At 57.5% G+C, this 23,119-nt stretch carries 25 protein-coding genes; 9 read left to right on the plus strand and 16 right to left on the minus strand.

What is annotated here, in order from left to right:
* Window positions 1–76: 76 nt before the first annotated feature.
* The 7 genes from FJD38_RS12725 to FJD38_RS12755 form a co-directional block, all read right to left on the minus strand.
* Complete coding sequence (locus FJD38_RS12725) at window positions 77–634, minus strand: phosphonate degradation HD-domain oxygenase (RefSeq protein WP_146385604.1); 558 nt, start codon at window positions 632–634, stop codon at window positions 77–79.
* Window positions 631–1,767, minus strand: a complete 1,137-nt coding sequence (locus tag FJD38_RS12730; RefSeq protein ID WP_146385606.1) for a TIGR03364 family FAD-dependent oxidoreductase — start codon at window positions 1,765–1,767, stop codon at window positions 631–633. The genes FJD38_RS12725 and FJD38_RS12730 overlap by 4 nt, the downstream gene beginning before the upstream one ends.
* A 141-nt stretch (window positions 1,768–1,908) precedes the next feature.
* Entirely contained in the window at window positions 1,909–2,931 is a 1,023-nt protein-coding gene (locus FJD38_RS12735; protein ID WP_146385608.1) for a putative 2-aminoethylphosphonate ABC transporter substrate-binding protein, read from the minus strand.
* Window positions 2,932–2,959: 28 nt separating this feature from the next.
* A complete protein-coding gene (locus FJD38_RS12740; protein WP_146385610.1) occupies window positions 2,960–4,675 on the minus strand; it encodes a putative 2-aminoethylphosphonate ABC transporter permease subunit in 1,716 nt (571 codons plus the stop codon).
* Between the two features lies 1 nt (window position 4,676).
* On the minus strand, window positions 4,677–5,753 hold the full coding sequence (locus FJD38_RS12745) for a putative 2-aminoethylphosphonate ABC transporter ATP-binding protein (RefSeq protein ID WP_146385612.1): 1,077 nt from the start codon (window positions 5,751–5,753) through the stop codon (window positions 4,677–4,679).
* Window positions 5,754–5,957: 204 nt separating this feature from the next.
* Window positions 5,958–6,824: a LysR family transcriptional regulator gene (locus FJD38_RS12750; RefSeq protein ID WP_146385614.1), complete on the minus strand. Its 867-nt coding sequence runs from the start codon at window positions 6,822–6,824 to the stop codon at window positions 5,958–5,960.
* Between the two features lie 16 nt (window positions 6,825–6,840).
* Window positions 6,841–9,132 carry a heavy metal translocating P-type ATPase gene (locus tag FJD38_RS12755; RefSeq protein ID WP_146385616.1) on the minus strand — a complete coding sequence of 764 codons (2,292 nt, stop codon included), beginning with the start codon at window positions 9,130–9,132 and terminating at the stop codon, window positions 6,841–6,843.
* An 86-nt stretch (window positions 9,133–9,218) separates the two neighbouring features.
* Here FJD38_RS12755 and cadR point away from each other — a divergent pair, with 86 nt between their 5' ends.
* Window positions 9,219–9,668 carry a Cd(II)/Pb(II)-responsive transcriptional regulator gene (gene cadR / locus FJD38_RS12760; RefSeq protein WP_146385618.1) on the plus strand — a complete coding sequence of 150 codons (450 nt, stop codon included), beginning with the start codon at window positions 9,219–9,221 and terminating at the stop codon, window positions 9,666–9,668.
* A 157-nt stretch (window positions 9,669–9,825) separates the two neighbouring features.
* Here the strand turns inward: cadR and FJD38_RS12765 are convergent, their stop codons facing one another.
* The 3 genes from FJD38_RS12765 to FJD38_RS12775 are packed head-to-tail and all read right to left on the minus strand — an operon-like array spanning window position 9,826 to window position 12,450.
* The gene (locus tag FJD38_RS12765; RefSeq protein ID WP_146385620.1) at window positions 9,826–10,797 is read right to left on the minus strand and encodes a thymidylate synthase; all 972 of its coding nucleotides are present in this window, start codon (window positions 10,795–10,797) and stop codon (window positions 9,826–9,828) included.
* Window positions 10,798–10,851: 54 nt separating this feature from the next.
* The gene (lgt, locus tag FJD38_RS12770; protein ID WP_122786238.1) at window positions 10,852–11,655 is read right to left on the minus strand and encodes a prolipoprotein diacylglyceryl transferase; all 804 of its coding nucleotides are present in this window, start codon (window positions 11,653–11,655) and stop codon (window positions 10,852–10,854) included.
* Window positions 11,656–11,667: 12 nt separating this feature from the next.
* A complete protein-coding gene (locus FJD38_RS12775) occupies window positions 11,668–12,450 on the minus strand; it encodes a sulfite exporter TauE/SafE family protein (protein ID WP_122786237.1) in 783 nt (260 codons plus the stop codon).
* 123 nt (window positions 12,451–12,573) lie between these two features.
* On the opposite strand from FJD38_RS12775, the gene FJD38_RS12780 reads away from it, so the two are divergent.
* Window positions 12,574–13,320, plus strand: a complete 747-nt coding sequence (locus FJD38_RS12780; protein WP_122786236.1) for an NRDE family protein — start codon at window positions 12,574–12,576, stop codon at window positions 13,318–13,320.
* A 382-nt stretch (window positions 13,321–13,702) separates the two neighbouring features.
* Here FJD38_RS12780 and trpA read toward each other — a convergent pair whose 3' ends face one another.
* Together trpA and trpB are read right to left on the minus strand one after the other, a co-directional pair.
* Window positions 13,703–14,509 (minus strand): tryptophan synthase subunit alpha, encoded by an 807-nt coding sequence (gene trpA / locus FJD38_RS12785; RefSeq protein WP_146385622.1) that lies wholly within the window; start codon window positions 14,507–14,509, stop codon window positions 13,703–13,705.
* Entirely contained in the window at window positions 14,509–15,729 is a 1,221-nt protein-coding gene (gene trpB / locus FJD38_RS12790) for a tryptophan synthase subunit beta (RefSeq protein ID WP_122786234.1), read from the minus strand. The genes trpA and trpB overlap by 1 nt, the downstream gene beginning before the upstream one ends.
* Before the next feature lie 113 nt (window positions 15,730–15,842).
* Between trpB and FJD38_RS12795 the strand changes: the two genes are divergently transcribed.
* Window positions 15,843–16,742, plus strand: coding sequence for a LysR family transcriptional regulator (locus tag FJD38_RS12795; RefSeq protein WP_146385624.1), 900 nt, complete (start codon window positions 15,843–15,845; stop codon window positions 16,740–16,742).
* On the opposite strand, the gene FJD38_RS12800 is transcribed toward FJD38_RS12795, so the two are convergent.
* Entirely contained in the window at window positions 16,739–17,065 is a 327-nt protein-coding gene (locus FJD38_RS12800) for an ElaB/YgaM/YqjD family protein (protein ID WP_122786232.1), read from the minus strand. The two genes, FJD38_RS12795 and FJD38_RS12800, sit on opposite strands and share 4 nt — an antisense overlap.
* Window positions 17,066–17,219: 154 nt before the next feature.
* Between FJD38_RS12800 and FJD38_RS12805 the strand changes: the two genes are divergently transcribed.
* Together FJD38_RS12805 and FJD38_RS12810 are read left to right on the plus strand one after the other, a co-directional pair.
* On the plus strand, window positions 17,220–17,435 hold the full coding sequence (locus FJD38_RS12805; RefSeq protein WP_122786231.1) for a dodecin: 216 nt from the start codon (window positions 17,220–17,222) through the stop codon (window positions 17,433–17,435).
* 119 nt (window positions 17,436–17,554) lie between these two features.
* Entirely contained in the window at window positions 17,555–17,779 is a 225-nt protein-coding gene (locus FJD38_RS12810) for a DUF1161 domain-containing protein (RefSeq protein WP_146385626.1), read from the plus strand.
* 54 nt (window positions 17,780–17,833) lie between these two features.
* Here the strand turns inward: FJD38_RS12810 and FJD38_RS12815 are convergent, their stop codons facing one another.
* Window positions 17,834–18,838 (minus strand): LLM class flavin-dependent oxidoreductase, encoded by a 1,005-nt coding sequence (locus FJD38_RS12815; protein WP_122786229.1) that lies wholly within the window; start codon window positions 18,836–18,838, stop codon window positions 17,834–17,836.
* 213 nt (window positions 18,839–19,051) lie between these two features.
* Between FJD38_RS12815 and FJD38_RS12820 the strand changes: the two genes are divergently transcribed.
* Window positions 19,052–19,483, plus strand: a complete 432-nt coding sequence (locus FJD38_RS12820; RefSeq protein ID WP_122786228.1) for an OsmC family protein — start codon at window positions 19,052–19,054, stop codon at window positions 19,481–19,483.
* A 157-nt stretch (window positions 19,484–19,640) separates the two neighbouring features.
* A complete protein-coding gene (locus FJD38_RS12825) occupies window positions 19,641–19,874 on the plus strand; it encodes a DUF1161 domain-containing protein (RefSeq protein ID WP_146385628.1) in 234 nt (77 codons plus the stop codon).
* Between the two features lie 3 nt (window positions 19,875–19,877).
* On the opposite strand, the gene FJD38_RS12830 is transcribed toward FJD38_RS12825, so the two are convergent.
* Window positions 19,878–20,294 (minus strand): PA0061/PA0062 family lipoprotein, encoded by a 417-nt coding sequence (locus tag FJD38_RS12830; RefSeq protein WP_122786305.1) that lies wholly within the window; start codon window positions 20,292–20,294, stop codon window positions 19,878–19,880.
* 119 nt (window positions 20,295–20,413) lie between these two features.
* On the opposite strand from FJD38_RS12830, the gene FJD38_RS12835 reads away from it, so the two are divergent.
* Window positions 20,414–21,460 carry an aminopeptidase gene (locus FJD38_RS12835; RefSeq protein ID WP_146385630.1) on the plus strand — a complete coding sequence of 349 codons (1,047 nt, stop codon included), beginning with the start codon at window positions 20,414–20,416 and terminating at the stop codon, window positions 21,458–21,460.
* Here the strand turns inward: FJD38_RS12835 and FJD38_RS12840 are convergent.
* Complete coding sequence (locus FJD38_RS12840) at window positions 21,457–22,092, minus strand: dual specificity protein phosphatase family protein (protein ID WP_146385632.1); 636 nt, start codon at window positions 22,090–22,092, stop codon at window positions 21,457–21,459. The genes FJD38_RS12835 and FJD38_RS12840 overlap by 4 nt on opposite strands.
* 289 nt (window positions 22,093–22,381) lie before the next feature.
* Here FJD38_RS12840 and FJD38_RS12845 point away from each other — a divergent pair, with 289 nt between their 5' ends.
* The gene (locus FJD38_RS12845) at window positions 22,382–23,119 is read left to right on the plus strand and encodes a gluconate 2-dehydrogenase subunit 3 family protein (RefSeq protein WP_146385634.1); all 738 of its coding nucleotides are present in this window, start codon (window positions 22,382–22,384) and stop codon (window positions 23,117–23,119) included.

A 23,119-nucleotide genomic window follows, 5' to 3' on the forward strand; every position in this document is an offset into this window, starting at 1 on the left:
GCTGCAACGCAGTCGTCTAACCGGGGACTCCATGATTTTACGACCGCTTTGCGCTCGGGGCAGCCTTCGGCAGCGGCTACCGAGTAAGCAGGCGCAGGGCTTTGTCCTTGAGCATGTGCAGATCAATCAACGGCACGTGCACTTGCTTGGCCTGCTCGTCCCACGCCCGCATTCGCAAACTGATGGCACACAACGGGTCGCGCTCGAACGCATCCGCCTCGGCTTCAGTCATGATTCCCCCCTGATACGCCAAGGTGCGAATACTCGCTTCACTCAACAGCGCGTAATAGCCGGGTTGCCGCAGGGTTAGATAGCGCTTGGCCTGCACGTGATATTCCACCAGTCTGGCAACCCGTTCACTGAACCCTGCCCGACGCAAATAATCCGCGCCCAAGCGCTCGTGACTGACCACCCCGTATCCGCCCATGTTCTGTGCCTCTTCGCCACAGAAGTGCCCAATATCGTGAAAAAAAGCCGCCAACACCACTTCATCATCACAGCCTTCATCGAGCGCCAGCTGCGCGGCCTGTGACATGTGCTCAATCTGTGACACCGGCTCACCGATGTAATCTTCAGCGCCGTGTTGCTGATACAACCCAAAAACGGCTTCAACCACGTGCTGCGCAGCCGTCATGCTGTTTCTCCCAGCAGGCGAGCGATATGAGCCTCAGCCATCGCAGGCCCGACACTCATGCCAACCCCCGTTTGCATCAGCGCAGCACTCAACCCCGGCTCAACGTCCAGACACGTGAAGGGCTTGGCACCCCGAGCGCCGTATACGCCCTGCCAACGCTCAATCACCTGAACTTCGCAACCAAGGGTCTCTTCACACAGTTGCAGCATCCAGTTATCGACCTGTTCGCCGTTGAACGGTGAGGAATCGCGACTGTAATCATGGGAATCGCCGATGATGAGATCACCATAAGGGGTGGGACTGACCAGCAGATGGATGCCGTGCTGATCCAGATGAGGGCAGTCACGCAGGATTTCCGACTGCACGGCCGCTGCTTGCGGCAAGTCGGCAAACGCACCGTAATGCACGCAACTAAGCCCGGTCAGCAACGCATGCTGCAAGTTCAGTTCGACCTTGGGGCGCACCCGCAGCATTTGCAGGCGACAGGTCTGCGGGTTGAGCCTGGCCAGCGGTTCGGCCAAGAGCGTCAGGTAGTCGTGACCTGCACAGACAATTACCTGTGCACCATGGAAGCGGCCTGCCGTCGTGTGAACCTGCCCAGGCTCAACGTCGCGGACCAGGGTCGAGAAGTGGAATTCCACCCCCAGCTCGCGTTGCAGGTAGTGGACCAGCGCCGGGATGGCTTCGCGTGAATACACCAGTTGGTCGTCAAGGCCGTGCAATGCGGCCCGGTGATGATTGAACCGGCCGTCGTAAAGGGTATTGAGCTCGGCACCGCGCAGCAGCTCGACACGGTAGTCATACTCGCGCGCCCGGCCTTGGCAAAATGCCTCCAGCACGTGTTCTTCAGCTTCAGTGCGGGCGAACAGGTACGAGCCGTTACGCTTGAGATCAAAGCCCGCGTGGTGCGACCACTCGGCCCAGATGCTGCGGCTGGCACGGGCCAGATCGAGCATTTCGCCCGGCGGCTGGCCGGTGACCAATGCCTGGCCAAAGTTACGCACTGAGGCACCCAGTGGCGTACCGGTGCGCTCGAAAACCTGAACCTTGAGTCCCCGTTTGGCGGCAGCGAATGCGTGGGACAACCCCAGAATGCCTGCGCCAACGATAAGGATTGATTGCGAGTGGGGCATGTTGAAGTCCTTGAATAACCACGACCCTCACCCCAGCCCTCTCCCAGAGGGAGAGGGCGCAGATATGGGTCGTACACACGATTGAGTCACTCCCTCGGTCCAGCCCCCTCTCCCTCTGGGAGAGGGTTGGGGTGAGGGTGATTATTGCGCCGCTTTCTCAGACTTGCCGTCATAGCGCTTGCGCCACTCAGCCAGAATGCTGTCGCGGTTCTTCGAAGCCCAGGCGAAATCATTTTTGATCAGCCGCTGCTCATAATCCGCAGGCAATTCAGTTTGCGGCTTGGCAATCCCCGGCTGCGCCAGCACGGCAAAGTTCTCTTTATAAAGGTCCATCGCGGCTGCGCTGGCAGAGAAATCAGCCAGCTTTTTCGCCGCTTCTTCGTGCGGTGTACCTTTGATCACCGCCGTGGCTTCAATCTCCCAGCCCAAACCTTCCTTCGGTAACACGATGTCCAGCGGCGCGCCCTGACGCTTCAGCTGCACGGCCGGGTATTCAAACGAAATCCCGATCGGGAATTCGCCCGCAGCCGCCAATTTGCACGGCTTGGAACCTGAATGAACGTACTGGCCGATGTTCTGGTGCAACTCGTCCATAAACTGCCAGCCCTGCTTCTCGCCGAAGGTCTGCAACCAAGCGCTCACATCCAGAAAACCCGTGCCGGATGAGGCGGGGTTGGGCATTACGATCTTGCCCTTGTACTCGGGTTTGGTCAGGTCCTGCCAACTCACCGGCTTGGTCAGCCCCTGCTTTTCAGCCTCGATGGTATTAAAGCAAATGGTCGCGGCCCACACGTCCATCCCTACCCAGGCTGGCGGGTTGGCCGTATCGCGGTAGTTAGGGCCGATTTTGCCCAGATCTTTGGGCGCGTAACTTTGCAACATGCCCTGCTGATCAAGAATAGCCAGGCTGGACGCCGCCAGCCCCCAGACCGCGTCAGCTTGCGGGCGGTCTTTTTCAGCCAGCAATTTGGCCGTGATGATGCCGGTGGAATCGCGCACCCATTTGATTTCAATGTCCGGGTTGGCTTTCTCGAAAGCCTGCTTGTAGGTTTTCAACTGCTCGGCTTCAAGGGCCGTGTATACGGTCAATCCGGTTTTCGCAGCAAACGCATTAAAGCTAAAGGCAGTGAGGACAGCAGCGGCAAGAGCCAGTGGCTTGAACATGGTGCGGTTCCTTTGGGGTTTTTATGAGTTATTGCTCAGGAGCGCCCTGACGCCAGGCTTGGGAGCGACGCAGTACGCCACGTGAGGCCCAGGCCAACAGCAGGGAAACACCCACTGAAGTGAACAGAATCAGGGTCGACATGGCCGCAGCACCGCCCACGTTGCCTGCGTCGTCCATGTTCAGTACTGCCACCGCCGCGAGGATCGTATCGGGGCTGTAGAGGAAGATCGCTGCCGAGACCGTGGTCATCGCCGAGACAAACAGGTAGCGCACAATATCGAGCAGCGCAGGCAGGCAAATCGGCACGGTGACGCGCCAGTAATGCCGATACAGCGGCGCCTTGAGCGACAACGCAGCGGCTTCGAACTCACTGTCGAGCTGACGCAGGGCTGTGGTGGCGGTCATTTGAGCGGTGGTCAAATAGTGAGCAATGGTGCACACCACCAGCAGCGTCATGGTCCCGTAGAACACATGAAGCGGGTTGTCCGGCAGGTTGAAAAAGAACACATAGCCCAACCCCAGCACTAAACCCGGCACCGCCATCGGCACAAAGCTGAGCATGCGCAATGCCAGGTTCAGGCTCTTCTGGCCCTTGGTTTTTTCCATCAGGTAAGCGCCGGTGAAAATCACCACGCTGCCAATCAAGGCGACACAAACCGCCATCGTTACGCTGTTGCGATAGGCCAGCCAGCCGCCACCGGCCGTGTCATTGAACTGGTAGTGACTCAGCGATAACGACAAGTTATACGGCCAGAATTTGACCAGCGATGAGTAGACCGCCATGCCGAACACCAGCAGCAAGATGGCGCAAATCAGCAGCACAATGGCCAGATAGCAGCGGTCACGAACCTTCGACGGCTGCGGCTTGAACACTTGAGCTCGACCGCTCATAGCGTCGCCGTGCTGGCGGCGCAGCCACGCATCAACCCCGAAGCTGAACAGCGCAGGCAGCAGCAGCACCATGCCTATCAAGGCACCCCGGCCAAATTGTTGCTGCCCCACTACCGCTTTGTAGGCTTCCAGCGCCAGCACTTGATAGTCGCCGCCCACCACAACGGGTACACCGAAGTCGGTTATGGTCAGTGTGAACACCAGGCAGAAGGCCGCAAACACGGCTTGCTTGGTGCCCGGCCAGGTAATGCTGCGAAACGCTTTGAAAGGGCCAGCGCCCATGCTTGAGGCTGCGTCGAATAACCGGGCATCGGCCAACGACAGCGCTGACAGCAAAATCATCAACGCATGGGGAAAGGTGTAAATCGCCTCGCCCAGCACGATCCCCCAAAAACCGTAGATGTTGTCCGCAATCAGCCCGCGCAACAGGCCCTGATTACCGAACAGATACACCAGCGCAATACCCGGCAACATCGACGGTGCCATCAGCGGTAACAACGACAGCCCGCGCCAGATGCGCTTGCCGGGAATCATTGTGCGTTGCAGGGCGTAGGCAAACAGGTAGGCCAGCGGCACCACAATCGCCGCCACGCTGAGGGACACTTTCAAACTGTTGCCGACCAACCAGTGGAAGTTGTCGCTGGTGACTAACTCCCGCGCGGCAATCCAGCCACCCCCCAGGCCCTCTTCGGCGCTGAAGCCGCGCCAGAAAATCGCCAGCAACGGCATCAAGACCGCGACGATCAATAACAGCAGTAGCAGCAGCTTGCCGCCCACCACGAATATCCGGTCACCCAGTTCAGCCCTTGAGACCTGTCTGCCGGGCAATGGCAGCGCCCTGTCAGCGGCCATCTTAAGCGAAGACCTGCAAGCTGCTCGGCGGCAAGGCTACAAAGATGTCCTGCGTGCCAAGACGCGGCATGTCTTGGGTGCCCACTTCAACGGTCAGCGCATGACCGGGTAGATGATTGAGCTCAAAACTCATGCGACAACGATTGCCCAGAAAGGTGATTTCCTGGATCCGCGCCGGGAACAGGTTCTCTTCATGGTGCTGCGGGTTGACGCTGATTGCTTCGGGCCGGCAAAACAAGCGACCCGAAGCCGCTCGCCCAGCATCGGCGGCCAGACGCATGTTCAGGCCACCGACCTGGGCATGGGTGTCGTTGCGATGTTGAAAAGGCAACCAATTACCTTGCCCCACGAACTCGGCTACAAACGGTGTGGCAGGTTTGTCGTAAATCTCTTGCGGGGTGGCGTATTGCTCAACCTGACCATTGTTCATGACGGCGATACGATCAGCCATCAACATGGCTTCATCCTGGTTGTGGGTAACCATCAACGTAGTGATGCCCAGGCTGCGCTGCAGTTGGCGCAATTCGGTGCACAAATGCTCTCGCACACGGGCATCGAGCGCCGACATCGGCTCATCGAGCAGCAACAAAGAAGGCGCCGGTGCCAAGGCGCGAGCCAGTGCGACACGCTGCTGCTGGCCGCCTGAAAGCTGGCCGGGAAATTTCTTTTCACTGCCGGTCAGTCCCACCAGTTCCAGCATCTCGGCCACACGTTTACGCAGCACCTCGCGTTGACTGCCGACGAGGCCGTAGGCGATGTTCGCTTCTACAGTCAGATTGGGAAACAGTGCGTAGGACTGGAACAAGATGCCGTAATCGCGCGCCTGCGGAGCCAGGTCAGACACATCGCGATCGCCCAAATAGAGAACACCGCTGTCCTGACGTTCAAGGCCTGCTATGCAGCGCAGCAGAGTGGTTTTACCGCAACCGGATGGCCCCAGCAGGCACACCAGTTCACCTGCGGCCACCTCCAGCGAGACGTTATCCAGTGCGGTGAAAGCGCCAAAGCGCTTGCTCACATCACGCACCGTCATCGGTACGCCGGGTTGGGTCAAAGCGGTTGCAGTCGAACGGTTCATGGATGCACCTCATCAAGCAGATGAAGGCCATCCTAGAGAGGCAATGCGTACGGGATGTGGCAGCAAGGCAAAAACTGCCGATAGTGGTATTGGTGGATTTGGCTAGCCCCTCACCCCAACCCTCTCCCGGAGGGAGAGGGAGCTCGCTGTTGCCTTTAGTCCCCTCTCCCTCTGGGAGAGGGCTAGGGTGAGGGGCTTTTGAGGTTAGTCAGCACCCGCCATTTCCTGCGCCAAGCCCAAAAACGCCGCCGGCAAGCGCGCCGATTTACGCTCTTTAAGGCAGTACAGGTACTCGGAGATCACCGGCGCATTTTCCAGCGTCAGCACCTTCAGTTGCGGGTCATGCGGCACTTCCTGACGGGCAATGATGCTGATACCGATATTGCGCAGCACTGCTTCGCGGATCGACTCGCGACTGCCAATCTCCAGCAACGGGCCATAGCCAACACCCGCCTCTTCAAGCAGTTTTTCAGTGAGCTTACGCGTCGTCGAACCCGATTCGCGCATCAATAAACAATGCCCCGCCAGCGCGCTCAGCGGCACATGATCAAGCTTGGCCAACGGATGAGTGCGGTGCACCGCCAGCACCAGCGGATCGGCGCCCAGCAGCCGGCGGATCAGCCTTGGGTCTTCGAGCAGCTGCGATGATGCAGCAATATCGACCCGGTATTCGTCCAGCGCCTCCAGCACTTGCTGCGAGTTGCCAATGTCCACCGACACGTCAATCTGCGGCAAGCGTTGGCGAAAGGTTTTTACCAGGTCAAGAATGTAATACGGCGCTGTGGCGGCAAGGCGCAAGGTGCCGCTGCCCTGACCACTGTTGCGCAGAAAGAACTCAATCTCGGCTTCTTGTTGCATCAAGGCCTTGACCATCGGCAACAAACTTACGCCTTCATCGCTGAGGGTCAGGCGCCGACCGCCGCGGAAAAACAGCTCCACGGCGTATTGACTCTCAAGCTGTCGAATCTGTGTGGTCACGGTTGGCTGACTAAGCCCAAGCTTTTTAGCGGCCTGAGTAATGCTGCCCAGTTGGGCGACCCGGTAAAACGCTTTCAGCTCGGCACTCAGCACTGCGGCCTCTCTTGGTCTATTTACGCAACAGGCGCAAACCGTTAAACACCACCAACAAACTGACGCCCATGTCGGCAAAGACGGCCATCCACATGGTGGCCATGCCGAGGAAGGTTACCGCAAGGAAGATCCCTTTGATGACCAAGGCCAAGGCAATGTTCTGCTTGAGGATGCTGGAGGTCTGACGTGACAAACGAATGAATGCCGGTATCTTGCGCAGATCATCGTCCATCAAGGCGACATCGGCCGTCTCAATGGCGGTGTCTGTGCCGGCAGCGGCCATGGCAAAGCCGATCTCGGCACGTGCCAGGGCAGGCGCATCATTGATCCCGTCACCCACCATGCCAACGTGATGACCTTGGGCGTACAGCGCTTCAATCGCCTTGAGTTTATCCTCCGGCAGCAAGTTGCCTTGCGCCTGGTCGATGCCCACTTGCTCTGCGATTGCCTTGGCTGTATGCGGGTTGTCGCCGGTCAGCATCAGGGTTTTGATGCCCAGTTCATGCAACTCGCGTATAGCCTGGCGGCTACTGTCCTTGACGGTATCGGCGACTGCAAACAGCGCCATCGGCCCTGAACGGTCGCACAACAGAATAACGGTCTTGCCCTGTTCTTCCAGCGCAAAGAGTTTTTCTTCAAGCTCGGGCGAACACAGCTCCAGTTCTTCCACCAGACGATGATTGCCCAGGTGGTACAGCTTGCCGTCGATTTCGCCACGTACACCACGCCCTGCCAGGGCCATGAAGTTATCCACAGCGAGTAACGACACGTTGTTATCCACAGCCGCGGTGGCCACGGCCAGTGACACCGGATGGTCCGAACGGCTGGCCAGGCTTGCGGCAAGTAACAAGGCCGTGTCAGCAAACAGCGGATCAAGCACCACGTAATCGGTTTGCACCGGTTTGCCGTGGGTGATCGTGCCGGTCTTGTCGAGGGCCAGAAAGTCGAGTTTGTGGCCACTTTCGAGGTAAACCCCGCCTTTGACCAAAATGCCCTTACGCGCCGCTGCCGCCAACCCGCTGACAATCGTCACCGGGGTCGAAATCACCAGTGCACACGGGCATGCCACCACCAGCAGCACCAACGCGCGATAGACCCAGTCAAACCACACACCGCCCATGAAAAGGGGCGGAATCACAGCCACCGCCAACGCGAAGATAAACACCACAGGGGTATAGATTTTCGCAAAGCTGTCGACAAACCGTTGCGTCGGCGCCCGTGCACCTTGTGCTTGCTCTACGGCGTGAATGATGCGCGCCAGCGTGGAGTTGCTGGCCGCGGCCGTGACCCGGTACTCCAGTGCTCCAGCCTGATTGATGGTGCCGGCAAACACTTTGTCGCCCACCGTTTTCTCGATGGGCAGGCTTTCGCCGGTAATCGGCGCCTGATCAATGGTTGAGCTACCCGCCACCACTTCGCCGTCCAGCCCGATTCGCTCACCGGGCCGCACACGCACGATCTCCCCTAGCGCGACGTCTTTCACCTCGCGCTCTACCCACGTGCCATCCGCTTGCTGCACGGTGGCTTTATCCGGAGCCATTTGCATCAGCCCCCCGATGGCATTGCGTGCCCGGTCGAGGGATTTGGCTTCGATCAGTTCAGCCACGGTAAACAGGAACATCACCATGGCCGCTTCAGGCCATTGACCAATCAATACCGCGCCGGTCACGGCGATACTCATCAAGGCATTGATGTTCAGGTTGAGGTTCTTCAGGGCAATCCAGCCCTTTTTGTACGTGGTCAGGCCGCCGCTCAGAATAGAAACCAACGCCACCAGCGCAATGACCCAAGTCGGTGCAGCATCGGTGAAGTGCAGGACTTCAGCGGCCAACGCACACACACCGGCCACGGCCAGCGGCCACCAGTGTTTCTTGGCAACGGGTGCTGGAGGGGTGTCGGAGTCCGACTCCAGCGGATCGGCCTGCATGCCGAGGGACTTGATGGCCGCAACAATCGGATCAGTGGTCGGCAAATCGTGGGTGACACCCAGCACCCGATTGATCAGGTTGAACTCCAGCTGTTGCACACCGGCCAGCTTGCCCAACTTGTTCTGAATCAGGGTCTGCTCGGTCGGGCAATCCATGGCTTCAATGCGAAAGCTGCTCAGGCGAGCGCCCGCTGTTGGCGCCGCGCTCAGCTTGATCACGCTTGGCGCAGCGGTGCTTGAACAGCAACTGTGCCCATGGCTGGCATGATCATGTTTTTCTTCATGGCCGTGATCGTGGTCATGGTCATGGTCATGGTCATGGTCATGGTCATGGTCATGACCTGCGTGGGGTTTATGCGGGGTGTGAATGGAGTCGCTCATCAGGTTGCGTCCAATAAAGGTGCTTATTGCCAAGTAAAGACCCTGTAGCCACTATAGGGTCAAGCACCCTTTCGGAGATTGTCGCGATGAAAATTGGCGAACTGGCGAAACTGACTGACTGTCAGGTCGAAACGATTCGATATTACGAGCGTGAAGGGCTGCTACCGGAGCCGGCGCGCAGTGATGGCAATTACCGCTTGTACACGCAGGCGCATGTTGAGCGCCTGACATTTATCCGCAATTGCCGCAGCCTCGACATGACCCTGGAAGAGATCCGCAGCCTGCTTAACCTGCGCGACAGCCCACAAGACCAGTGCGAAAGCGTCAATGCGCTGATCGACGAACATATCCACCACGTCAAGGCACGGATCGACAGCTTGCAGGCATTACAGGCACAACTGCTCGACCTGCGACAACGCTGTAGCGCGGGCGCAGACAAGGATCATTGCGGGATTTTGCAGCGTCTGGAGGTAAGCGGCTCGGTAACCGCACCCGAAGGCGAGCCCAGCCATGTGGGCAGAAGCCACGGGCATTGACCTACACCCGTAGCAGCTGCCGCAGGCTGCGTCCGAGGGCGCAGCCGTCGCAAAACCGTTGATCGCGGTACAAGCAACAGACCGCGACGCCTGACTTTACGACGGCTTCGCCGCCGGACGCAGCCTTCGGCAGCTGCTACGGATTAAGCCGGGGGGGTTACACCGCCATTGGTGCGGTCATGGGGGCGTGGTGCTGATAGCCTTCAAGGCTGAAGTCACTCGGCTCAATCAGGCCTAGCCATTCAGGCTGGTAGATACCGGTTTTAGCAAATTCCGGGACGCGATCGGAGATCACCAGTTTGGGCATCGGGAAGGGTTCGCGAGTCAGCTGCTCGTTGAGCATGTCCAGGTGGTTTTCATACACGTGGGCATCGCCGATAAAGTAGGTGAACCAGCGCGGCGTATAACCGGTCAGGCGCCCGATCAGGCTCAGCAGTGCCGCGCCTTCGGTCAAGTTGAACGGTGTACCCAGGCCCAGGTCATTGGAGCGAATGTACAGCGTCAGAGAGATTTCCCGCGTCTCGACATTCGGGTGAAACTGGTACAGCAAATGGCACGGTGGCAATGCCATCTCATCAAGCTGGGCGCAGTTCCAGCCGTGAAACAGGATGCGGCGGCTGCCGGGGTCATTGATGATGGTGTCCACGCATTGGCGCACTTGATCAATGGCTTTGTACAACACCACGTAGGCCTGACCGTCTTCTTCACCTTCAGCAATCTGGCGATAACCCTGGCTCAGGCACAGCTCGATAGCGGCCACGTTGCTGCGCTCGACTTGCTTGTAGGCAGGCCATTTACGCCATTGCACACCGTAAATTTCGCCCAGATCGTCTTCGCCCTGACGGAACGGGTTGGCCAGCCACTGTGCATTTTCATTGGCGTTTTGGTCCCATACCTTGCACCCCAGCGCGCGAAAGTCTGCCGCGCTGTTCACTGGGCGCAAGAAACCACACATCTCGCCAATGGCCGATTTGAAGGCCATGCGACGGGTAGTGATGGCCGGGAAACCTTCCTTGAGGTCATAGCGCAACATGGCGCCGGGCAGACTGATGGTCTTCACACCGGTACGGTTGGCTTGCAAGGTGCCATTTTTAATAACGTTGGCAACGAGGTCGAGATATTGCTTCATGGTTTTCCTACCGTTTGAATGCAGGGCTTCTATAAACCCTGCCATTCGAATGTATTACGCCGCTTTTTGAGCCACGGAGTCGCGCTGGTAAGCCCACCAGATGAGGAACAGGCCACCCAAAATCATTGGGATACAGAGAATTTGCCCCATCGTTACCCAACCGAATGCCAGATACCCCAGTTGTGCATCGGGAACACGGACGAATTCGACGATAAAGCGGAAGATGCCGTAAAACAGCGCGAACATCCCGGAAACCGCCATAGTTGGGCGTGGTTTACGCGAATACAGCCAAAGAATGATGAAGAGTGCCACACCTTCCAGGGCGAACTGGTAAAGCTGCGACGGATGACGCGCCAATTGTTGCGGGTCGGTCGGGAAAATCATCGCCCACGGCACATCACTGGCTTTGCCCCACAATTCGGCGTTGATGAAGTTGCCGATACGTCCGGCGCCCAGACCGATTGGCACCACAGGGGCGATAAAGTCCATGATCTGGAAGAACGACTTGTTATTGCGCTTACCGAACCACCATGTGGCCAGCATCACGCCAATCAGGCCACCGTGGAACGCCATGCCGCCTTTCCACACTTCAAAAATCAGCAGCGGGTTGGCGAGGTAAGCACTCAGGTCATAGAACAGCACATACCCTAAACGACCGCCGACAATCACACCCATCGCCACCCAGAACACCAGATCCGAGAGCTTTTCTTTGGTCCACGTGGGATCAAAGCGATTAAGGCGGCGCGACAGGATCAGCCAAGCGGCGCCGATACCGATCAGGTACATCAAACCGTACCAATGGATTTTCAGCGGGCCGATGGCCAATGCCACCGGATCAATCTGCGGGTAAGGCAGCATTACGACTCCTCGTTAGATCAGGAAACTCAAACCGACACAGAACAACAGTGCGGCAAACAGCCGTTTCAGCAGGCGCGGCGACAATTTATGGGCCAAACGCGCACCAAAACGGGCGAAAAACATACTGGTCAGGGCAATCCCGAGCAGCGCCGGCAAGTAAACAAAACCTAGACTATGCGCGGGCAAGTCAGGATTGTGCCAGCCAATGATCATGAAACTTAATGCGCCCACCAGCGCAATGGGTAAACCGCAGGCTGCCGAGGTGCCCACGGCTTGCTGCATCGGCACACTGCGCCAGCTGAGGAACGGCACCGTCAGCGAACCGCCACCGACCCCGAAAATAGCCGAGGCCCAGCCAATCACAGTGCCGGCGACCGTCAGTCCGACTTTACCGGGTACCGTGCCAGTGGCTTTGGGTTGCAGCCCCAGCGCCATCTGAAGGGCAATGACAATGGCGAATACGCCGATGATTTTCTGCAAATAAGGGCCGGAAATGGCTTCAGCTGTCAGCGCACCGATACCTGCGCCTATCAAAATGCCGACTGTCAGCCAGATAAACAGCGGCCAGCGCACAGCGCCTTTGCGGTTGTGCTCACGAATCGAATTGATCGACGTAAAAATGATCGTTGCCAATGATGTACCGACGGCCAGGTGGGTTAACACTTCGCTGTTAAAGCCCTGCAAAGTGAAGCTGAACACCAGCACCGGCACAATGATGATCCCGCCACCGACCCCGAACAACCCGGCCAGTACGCCCGCAAAGCCTCCAAGCACCAGATAGAGCAGAAATTCCATAACGCCCCCCCAAATTTGACCCGCATGGTAACGGAGCAAAGGCCAAGGCTCCACTCAATGGCGCGACACGGCAGAGCAATCTATAAGTAGTGGGGTTAAAAAAACATTAAGGAGTGCCTGCCCATGTGCCTGATTGTTTTCGCTTGGCGCCCCGGCCACGCTCAGCCGTTGGTCGTTGCGGCCAACCGTGATGAGTTTTACGCACGTCCCAGCAAACCGCTGGCCCATTGGGCCGAGTCGCCGCAGGTGTATGCCGGTCGTGATCTTGAAGCCAGCGGCACGTGGTTGGGGATTGGCCCCAACGGCCGATTTGCTGCGCTGACCAACATTCGTGAACCGCACAAGCCACCGGCCCGACGCTCACGAGGCGAACTGGTGTCTGATTTTTTGAGCGGTGACATTTCGATCGGTGAGTATTTCAAGAATGTGGGGCAACGGTCAGTGGATTACGCAGGGTTCAACTTATTGTTGGGCACCGCTGATCAACTGTGGCATTTCAATTCCAGGGATGTGACTGCACAACCCGTGGAGCCAGGACTTCACGGCATATCAAATGCTGGCCTGGATACACCCTGGCCCAAACTGCTCAAAGCCAGGGCAGCGCTGAATGAAGTGCTTGTCGACCCACAGCCTCAAGCGCTGTTGGCGCTGCTCAAAGATTCGCAGACTGCGCCCTTTAGCGAGCTGCCGGATACCGGAGTAGGGTTGGCTACCGAGAGTCTGCTTTCGAGTGTGTTTATTGCCAGCCCCACCTATGGCACACGTGCCAGCACCGCGCTGATCGTCAATGCAGACGGCTCGAGGGTTATGGTGGAACGCAGCTTTGGCCCGTCGGGGGCACGTTTGGGGGAAGTGACGTTGACGGTGTGACCGCTACCCTCACCCCAACCCTCTCCCATAGGGAGAGGGAGCTGATTCGGGGCGCTGCGCAAATCTGTTGTTGCCTTTAGTCCCCCTCCCTCAGGGAGAGGGCGCTGATACGGGGTGCTGCGCAAATCTGCTGTTGCTTTTAGTCCCCCCTCCCTCAGGGAGAGGGAGTTGATACGGGGCGCTGCGCAAAATCTGCTGTTGCCTTTAGTCCCCCCTCCCTCAGGGAGAGGGAGTTGATACGGGGTGCTGCGCAAATCTGCTGTTGCTTTTAGTCCCCCCTCCCTCAGGGAGAGGGAGTTGATACGGGGCGCTGCGCAAATCTGCTGTTGCTTTTAGTCCCCTCTCCCTCCGGGAGAGGGTTAGGGTGAGGGGCTTTTGATTTTCAGCGTGCCTTGCGCACACCTTCCGCCAGTGCCGCGCACAAGCTCAGCACACCATCCACCGCTTGCTCAGGCGTTGCAGCATTTTCGATCTTGTCGATCAACGCTGACCCCACCACCACACCGTCAGCCAGTCGGGCAATCGCAGCGGCCTGCTCCGGGGTGCGAATCCCGAAACCAACGCTGATCGGCAAATCGGTATGGCGACGCAGACGCTCGATCGCCGTGCTCACCTGCTCAGTCGTCGCAGAACCCGCACCGGTCACACCCGCTACCGACACGTAATACACAAAGCCCGAGCTGCCGGCCAAGACCGTCGGCAGACGTGCATCGTCAGTAGTCGGCGTGGTCAGACGAATAAAGTCCAGACCTGCCACCTGGGCCGGGTCGCACAACTCACCGTTGTGCTCAGGCGGCATGTCGACAACGATCAGGCCATCCACGCCCGAGTCTTTGGCCTCTGCAATAAAACGCGCCACACCATAGTGGTGAATAGGGTTGAAATAGCCCATCAGCACCAACGGCGTATCTGTGTTGCCTTCACGAAATTCGCGAACCATTTGCAGGGTTTTCGCCAGATTCTGCTTGGCGCCCAAGGCCCGGATATTAGCCAGCTGAATGGCTGGGCCATCCGCCATGGGATCAGTGAAGGGCATGCCCAACTCGATCACATCAGCGCCCGCTGCAGGCAACCCCTTGAGAATGGCCAGGGAGGTGGCGTAATCCGGGTCACCCGCCGTGACGAAGGTCACCAGCGCAGCGCGGTTTTGTTCTTTAAGGTCAGCAAAACGTGTTTGCAGGCGGCTCATCAGTGTTTCTCCTGCTGGGACTGTTCCATGTGGTGCATCACAGTTTGCATGTCTTTGTCGCCACGGCCCGAAAGGTTGACCACCATCAGGTGATCCGCCGGCAGCGTCGGTGCACGCTTGAACACTTCGGCCAGGGCATGGGCGCTCTCCAGTGCCGGGATGATGCCTTCAAGACGGCAGCATTTATGGAACGCATCCAAGGCTTCGTCGTCGGTCACCGAGGTGTACTCAACGCGACCAATGTCGTGCAACCACGCGTGTTCAGGGCCGATACCCGGATAGTCCAGGCCTGCGGAAATCGAATGTGCGTCTATGATCTGTCCATCGTCGTCCTGGAGCAGAAAAGTGCGATTGCCGTGCAGCACGCCCGGCACGCCACCATTGAGGCTGGCCGCGTGCTTGCCGGTTTCAATGCCGTAACCCGCCGCTTCAACGCCGATAATTTCAACGCTGGTGTCATCCAGAAACGGGTGGAACAGGCCCATGGCATTGGAGCCACCGCCGATACACGCCACCAGACTGTCTGGCAGACGACCTTCCTGTGCTTGCATCTGGTCGCGGGTTTCCTTGCCGATCACGGCTTGGAAATCTCGCACCATCGCAGGGTAAGGATGTGGCCCGGCCACGGTACCGATCAGGTAGAACGTGTCATCAACGTTAGTCACCCAGTCGCGCAGGGCTTCGTTCATTGCATCTTTGAGGGTGCCAGTGCCCGCCACAACCGGGATGACTTCGGCGCCCAGCAACTTCATGCGAAACACGTTGGCCTGTTGACGCTCGATGTCAGTGGTGCCCATGTAGATCACGCATTGCAGGCCAAAACGCGCGGCCACAGTGGCCGTAGCCACGCCGTGCATGCCGGCACCCGTCTCGGCGATGATGCGTTTTTTACCCATGCGCCGGGCCAGCAGTATCTGCCCGATGCAGTTGTTGATCTTGTGCGCACCCGTGTGATTCAACTCTTCGCGCTTGAGGTAAATCTTGGCGCCACCGCAGAACTCAGTCAGACGCTCGGCGAAGTAAAGCGGGCTTGGGCGACCGACGTAATCACGCTGGAAGTAGGCCAGCTCTTTAATGAACTCAGGATCAGTCTTGGCCAGCTCGTACTCACGATCCAGATCAAGGATCAGCGGCATCAGGGTTTCGGCCACGTAGCGGCCGCCGAATGCGCCAAACAGGCCATTGGCATCAGGGCCGGTACGCAAATTTGATTGGGTCATGTGACACTCCAGCTGAAAAGGTAAGAAGGTCGATGGGCCTGACTTTAACCGCGACAGCGCTGGATGAAAACCGATAAGATCGCCACAACCTGTCAGGAAAACTCACAGATACCATGAGCCGCGACCTTCCCCCTCTTAATGCCCTTCGTGCGTTCGAAGCGACGGCCCGCTTGGGCAGTGTCAGCCTTGCAGCGGATCATTTGAATGTCACCCACGGCGCCGTTAGTCGGCAATTAAAAGTGCTCGAAGAGCATTTGGGGGTCAGCCTGTTCGTGAAGGAAGGCCGCGGCCTAAAGCTCACGGACGCCGGTATCCGTCTACGCGATGCCAGCAGTGAAGCCTTTGAAAGACTGCGCAATGTATGCGCCGAAATCACACAAAGCCACGACAACGCGCCTTTTGTTCTCGGGTGTTCAGGCAGCTTGCTGGCGCGCTGGTTTATCCCCCGGCTGGGCCGCTTGAATGCCGACTTGCCGGATTTGCGCCTGCACTTGTCAGCCGGCGAAGGAGATCTGGACCCGCGTCGACCCGGCCTTGATGCGTTGCTGGTGTTTGCCGAGCCGCCTTGGCCAGCTGACATGCAGGTGTATGAATTAGCCAGTGAGCGCATTGGGCCGGTCATCAGCCCGCGTTTCGCCCGCTATGAGCAACTGCGCAAGGCACCTGCCAGCGCGCTGCTTGAAGAACCGTTGTTGCATACCACGTCGCGGCCACAGGCATGGCCAAGATGGGCGCAACAAAACGCGTTAGAGCCGGGAGATTTGAAATACGGCCAAGGGTTCGAGCATTTGTATTATTTGCTTGAGGCAGCGGTGGCGGGACTGGGTGTCGCGATCGCTCCCGAGCCGTTGGTGGCTGAGGACTTGAAGGAGGGTCGCCTGGCTGCGCCTTGGGGTTTCAAGGAAACCCCGGCACAGCTGGCGTTGTGGCTGCCCAAGCGCGCCGCAGACGGGCGCGCCCGGCAACTGGCGCAATGGCTCAAAGCTGAGCTTGCGCGCAGCGCGGCGAATTAGTTACCGCGCTTGCACATCAGAAATGCGGCCAGCAGACCCAGCGCGCCGATTGCAACACCCGCCGTGGCATAGGGATGCTCCTGCGCGTATTCGCGGGTAGCCACTGCTGTTTCGCGGGTTTTATCTTTCACTTCTTCGTATGCATCGCTGATCAGATGACGCGAGTGCTTCAGTGCGCTTTCTGCATTGCTTTTGAGCACTTTAAGCGTTTTCTGGGACTCTTCGGAAGCGTCGTGCTTGAGGCTTTCCAGAGACTTGAGCAGGCTTTCGATCTCTGCTTCCATACTTTGCAATGATGCTTTACGTAGAGAATTGCTAGCCATTGGGGCTCTCCTGCATTGATGAGTGAGGTGCTTGTTAAGTCCGACTACGGGGGTTTGAGAAAGTGCAGTTGAACTGAACTTTTCCTTTCAAATCGTCCACAAAGTATTTAGCACAATCGCTGCTAGGCTTTGATCTACGACAAAGGAGAACGTTATGTCTGACCACCACACCTACAAAAAAATCGAACTGGTAGGCTCGTCCCCGAGCAGCATAGAAGACGCCATCAGTAATGCACTGGCCGAAGCCAACAAAAGCATCAAACATTTGGAATGGTTCGAGGTGATGGACACTCGCGGGCATATCAAGGACGGCAAGGTGGCGCACTATCAAGTCACGCTTAAAGTCGGTTTCCGGATTGCCAACAACTGATCCGAAGCAAGCCTTTCGACTTGCGGACTGGCCGATTGCCATAAAGTCCGCTACACCATCAGGGTGCAACGCGGCACATACGCGTTGCACCCTTTTGTTTTGACTAGGGAATGTGACCGATGAAAAAGATTTTATTGGCGGCAGCCTTACTTAGCCTCGCCGGAACCGCGTTCGCAGCGGGCAAGCCGTGCGAAGAGCTGAAAAGTGAAATCGCCGCGAAGATTGATGCCAAGGGTGCGGTTGGCTATTCGCTGGAAGTCGTTGATAAAGGCACCAGCACTAATGGGAAAGTCGTAGGCTCGTGCGAAGCGGGCACCAAAGAAATTGTTTACAAGCGCGGTTGAGTGTCAAAAAAGCCGACATACGTGTCGGCTTTTTTGTGTCTCAAAAACGTAGGATTACGCCTCGTTTAAAACCTGCGCCAGCAACTCATAGGAATGAATGCGGTCGGCGTGCTCATACAAATCACAGGTAAAAATAAGTTCGTCCGCCTGAGTTTGCTCAACCAGCACCTCAAGTTTGGCGCGAATTTTCTCTGGGCTACCGACCATCGCCAGGCCCAAAAAGCTCATCACCGCCTCTTTCTCATGAGGCAGCCATAGACCGTCCATTGTCTCTACAGGCGCACGCTGAACCAGACTTTGACCGCGCATGAGCGCCAGAATCCGCTGGTACACGGAGGTTGCCAAATACTCGGCGCGCTCATCCGTGTCGGCAGCCACCAAGGGCACCCCGAGCATGACATAAGGCTTGTCGAGAACGGCTGAAGGCTTAAAGTGATTGCGGTAGACGCGAATCGCTTCATGCATTAAACGCGGTGCGAAATGTGACGCGAAGGCGTACGGCAAACCGCGCTCACCGGCCAATTGCGCGCTAAACAGGCTGGAACCCAGCAACCAGATAGGCACATTGGTGCCCGTTCCCGGCATGGCGATCACCCGTTGATCAGGCGTGCGTGGGCCCAGGTAACGGGCCAGCTCAGCCACATCCTCGGGGAAGTCATCTGAACTGCCGGAACGCTCGCGGCGTAAAGCGCGGGCGGTCATCTGGTCAGACCCCGGCGCGCGGCCAAGGCCCAAATCGATACGCCCCGGATACAGACTTTCAAGGGTGCCAAACTGCTCGGCAATCACCAGCGGCGCATGATTGGGCAGCATTACACCCCCCGAGCCTACGCGAATGGTCGACGTACCGCCCGCCAGGTAACCAATTAAGACTGACGTCGCAGAGCTGGCGATGCCGTCCATGTTGTGGTGTTCCGCTACCCAGAAACGGTTGTAGCCAAACTTTTCCACATGCTGTGCCAGGTCCAGCGAATTGCGCAGCGACTCGGCGGCACTGCCATTTTCACGCACAGGCACCAGGTCGAGAGTCGAGTATTTGATATCACACAAACGTGTCATGGCTGGCTTCTCCTTAGGGGACGCAGGCCATGACGCTCGCCAGAACCTGCCAGTGTTAATTCAATATGGGCATATACCCGAGTTTCAATAGCGGCCTAAGAATTGAGCTACAAAAAAAGACGATTGGTCTGACAAGGTGAACTTTGTGATGACGTCTACCCTCACACCTCCAGTCAGGCGTGAAATCTTTGCGCCGCTCTTCAGGAGGCACGTATGAGTATCAAAAAGAAAGCATCGGCTCATTGGGAAGGCGACCTTAAAACCGGCATCGGCTCCATCTCCACAGAAACCGGCGTGCTGCGCGAAGCCCCGTATGGCTTCAAGGCACGTTTTGAGGGCGGTAAAGGCACCAACCCCGAAGAACTGATCGGCGCAGCCCATGCGGGTTGTTTTTCCATGGCGCTGTCGATGATTCTCGGCGATGCCGGGCTTAAAGCGGACAGCATCGATACAACAGCCGAAGTAACGCTGGATCAGGTCGATGGCGGTTTCGCGATCACTGCCGTTCACCTTGTACTCAAGGCCAAGGTTCCAGGAGCAACCCAGGAGAAGTTCACCGAGCTGACCAACAAGGCCAAAGAAGGTTGCCCGGTGTCCAAGGTGCTCAACGCCAAAATCACCCTCGACGCGACACTGCTGAGCTAAACCGGCACTGGCTGCTCCGTTGTGCGAGAGCGCAACGCGGGTAGCCATTCGGCCCTGGGTTGCGGCAAATCAGATGCGCGGGGCGCTAAATGTGATTGGATGATCACTCATCGCGTCAGACCATGACTTAGCGTTGTGCCATAAGGGAGTTTCCACCATGAAACGTTTCGCTTTAGCTGTCATCTGCTGCGCCATGACCACCTCGATACTCGCCGCGCCAAAACCGTGCGATGAACTGAAGGCTGAAATTGAAACCAAGATTCAGGCCAATGGCGTGGCAGCCTACACATTGGAAGTCGTGACCAACGACGAAGTGCACGACCAGAACATGGTGGTGGGCACGTGTGAAAACGGCACCAAAAAGATCATTTATCAAAAGAACGACGCCTGATAGCTACGGCAAGCAGTTAACCAGTCGCTCCTCGCTCACCACCTTACCCTGGGCGTTGTACAGCCGGGCGTAAGCGTTGAATCCCAGAGAGCGAGCTTGCAGCCGGTAACGTTGTCCCGGCTGGAAGTTATCGTAATCAAGCGTGATGTAGCACAGGCGCTCCTGAGGGTCGCTGAACAGACTCCTGCCACCGACTATCACCTCGAAATCAAAACGCACCATCAACTCATGCCCGCCGGGCGTGACTTGAAAGTAGCGTCCATCTGCCACGCGCTGGCCATCCAGACGTTCGGCCATCACCAACTTGCCCGTAAGTGTCTGAAAATCGACCCACGCCATGTTCGGGTCAACCGGGGGCAGCGGTGTGCTGGCACAGGCACTGAGCACGCAGCCAACGAGCAACAATAGAAAGGTGCGCATGGCGTTATCCACAAGGTAATGAAAGACAAGCATAGCGTTCAACGCCCGCAGGTGCTGCAAGGCTGTTCTCTTGCGTGTGCTCCCAGTAGTCTTGCGTCACGCCCCCACTGGATCGCGTTATGACGCTGCGAATTCGCTACCTGTTGGCCGTCGCCATGCTGTTACTGCTCAGTGGTTGTTCCAGTGTGCGCTATTACTCACAACTGGCCAGTGGCCAATGGCAGTTGCTGAAGTCACGCGAGCCGGTTGATGCGCTGATTGCCGACCCGCAACAGCCCAGCGCATTGCGCCAGCAACTGACCCGGGCACAGGCGGCGCGCACCTTCGCCACCCAGCAGTTGCACTTGCCCGATAACCAGAGCTATCGCCTGTACGCCAATCTTCAGAGGCCCTTTGTGGTGTGGAATGTCTTCGCCACGCCTGAATTTTCACTCACGCCCATTACCCATTGCTTCCCGATTGCCGGATGTGTGGCTTACCGGGGCTATTACAGTCAGGGCGGCGCACGAGGCGAAGCGGCCCTTGCGCGCCAGCAAGGCAGAGATGTGTTTATCAGTGGCGTTGAGGCCTATTCCACTTTGGGTTGGTTCGACGACCCGATCCTCAACACCATGCTCAGCTGGGGCGATGAGCGTTTGGCGACGCTGATTTTTCATGAGTTGGCGCATCAGCGGGTTTACGTCAAAGACGACACAGAGTTCAACGAGTCTTTCGCCAGCTTTGTTGAGCAGGAAGGCACGCGCCAATGGCGAGCTCACCAAGGCTTGCCACCCCTCAGCACGACAGGCACGCAACAACGCGATCAATTTATTGAGCTGGTGTTGGGCACCCGTCAGCGCTTGCAAACACTCTATGAACAACCCTTGCCAGCGCCCGTCATGCGCCAGCGTAAAGAGCAAGAATTTGAGCGTATGCGCCATGAATACCGACAGCTTCGCGACCAGCAATGGGGCGGTAATCGCCGATATGACGCTTGGGCTAATTCGCCGATGAACAACGCAAAGCTTCTGCCGTTTGGCCTCTATGACCAATGGGTACCCGCCTTTGCTGCGCTGTTCAAAAAATCGGGAAATGATTGGCAGGTGTTCTATGCCGAAGTTGAACAGGTGGGCCAATTACCGCCTCTTCAACGCACCGCTGCTTTACGCCAGTGGGCCGCACATTAGCTGGGCTTGAACCAGCCCACCAGGGCACAAGACGCAAAGGAGCTCGTGCTGCAAGCGCCACTGCTCAGGGCTGTACGTAGTTGTGGAATATCGGCATTCATCATGTAACTCACCCCATCCTTGAAGTGCGAATTCTCGCCATAACCGCCCTGAATCATCTCCTGCAGGGCATCTTCTTTACTCCAGTCCTGTACGACCACGCGATACATTGCGGCTATCAACCCGGTGCGGTCCACGCCGTGCTTGCAGTGCATCAGCACCGGGCCGTGCGCTTGTGCTGTCTGAATGGCACGCAAAGCAGCCAATACATCAGCGTCATCGACATGATTGGTGCGATACGGCAACTGGACTGTTTTGATGGCTGAGGTTTTCAACCAGGTGTCATCGGACTCAGGCAAGAAGTTGATGACGGTGCCGATGTGCAGCTCGTCCAGCAGGGGGTTAGCGGCTTCGTCCGGTAAGGCGCTGCGGTACAAGGTCGGCGACATTTGATACAGGTTGTAGTGCTCATTAATGGGTTGGGCCCATTGATCGGGCCGCGGTGCAGTTGTCTCGTCGGCCCACGTCAGGGGCATCGCACACGCGGTTAAAAGTGTCAGGCACAACGCAATCAAAAACCGGGGCTTAGGCATTTCTATTCGACCACTTCATCTAGAAATTATTGTTGGAAGTGATCAGGTTGAGCGAATCACGATCAAAATCGCGTGAGCAGTTTGTAAAAAAATCATGACGGGGCTGATTTTAGGTGCGGCAAAATTACGCATGAAACGGTTCATCCACACGCCTGGCCTGTTAGTATTTGTAACTAATAGTTGCCTGCGTGTGCTGTTTGCCGACCGATTTCGGTCCGTGCTGCTACCAAAACGACAAACTGCCATTGAGCAGTTGTAACCCGTGATTGCCCGATGAGAGGCCCCTCGAATGTCTGATCAAGACAACCCGCGGCGTGAGTTTTTGCGCAAAACCCTGACCCTGATTCCCGTGGTCACCGTGGCCAGCACCGGTCTGGGTGGCACCATGATGATGGCGACCCCTGTAGTCGCCGCGCCTGAGCCAGAACAACGCCTTGCAAGCCCTGCTGAAGCTTACGAGCCAACCTGGTTCACCGCCGAAGAGTGGGCGTTTGTAAACGCGGCCGTAGCACGCTTGATCCCGGCTGACGAGCAAGGGCCTGGCGCACTGGAAGCGGGCGTTCCTGAATATATCGATCGGCAGATGAACACCCCCTACGCCACCGGCGCTCTGTGGTTCATGCAAGGCCCTTTCAATGCGGATGCCGCACCCGAGATGGGCTGGCAGAGCAAACTGGTGCCTCAGCAGATTTATCGCTTGGGCATTGCCGCTACGGAGGCACTGTGCAAAAAGACCTATAACTCAACATTTGCTGGCCTAGACAGCGCTACCCGAGACAAAGTGCTCATGCAGTTGGAGGCTGGCAAGCCTGCCTTCGAGAGCGTCCCGGCCAAAATGTTTTTCAGCTTTTTGCTGCAAAACACCAAGGAAGGCTTCTTTTGTGACCCCATTCATGGCGGCAACAAAGGCATGGTCGGCTGGACCATGATCGGCTTCCCCGGCGCTCGCGCTGACTTTATGGATTGGGTAGAACGCAACGAGCAGTACCCCTTCCCCGCAGTATCCATCCGCGGCGAGAGGGCTTGA

The organism is Pseudomonas saxonica (genome assembly GCF_007858365.1).
Classification (GTDB): domain Bacteria; phylum Pseudomonadota; class Gammaproteobacteria; order Pseudomonadales; family Pseudomonadaceae; genus Aquipseudomonas; species Aquipseudomonas saxonica.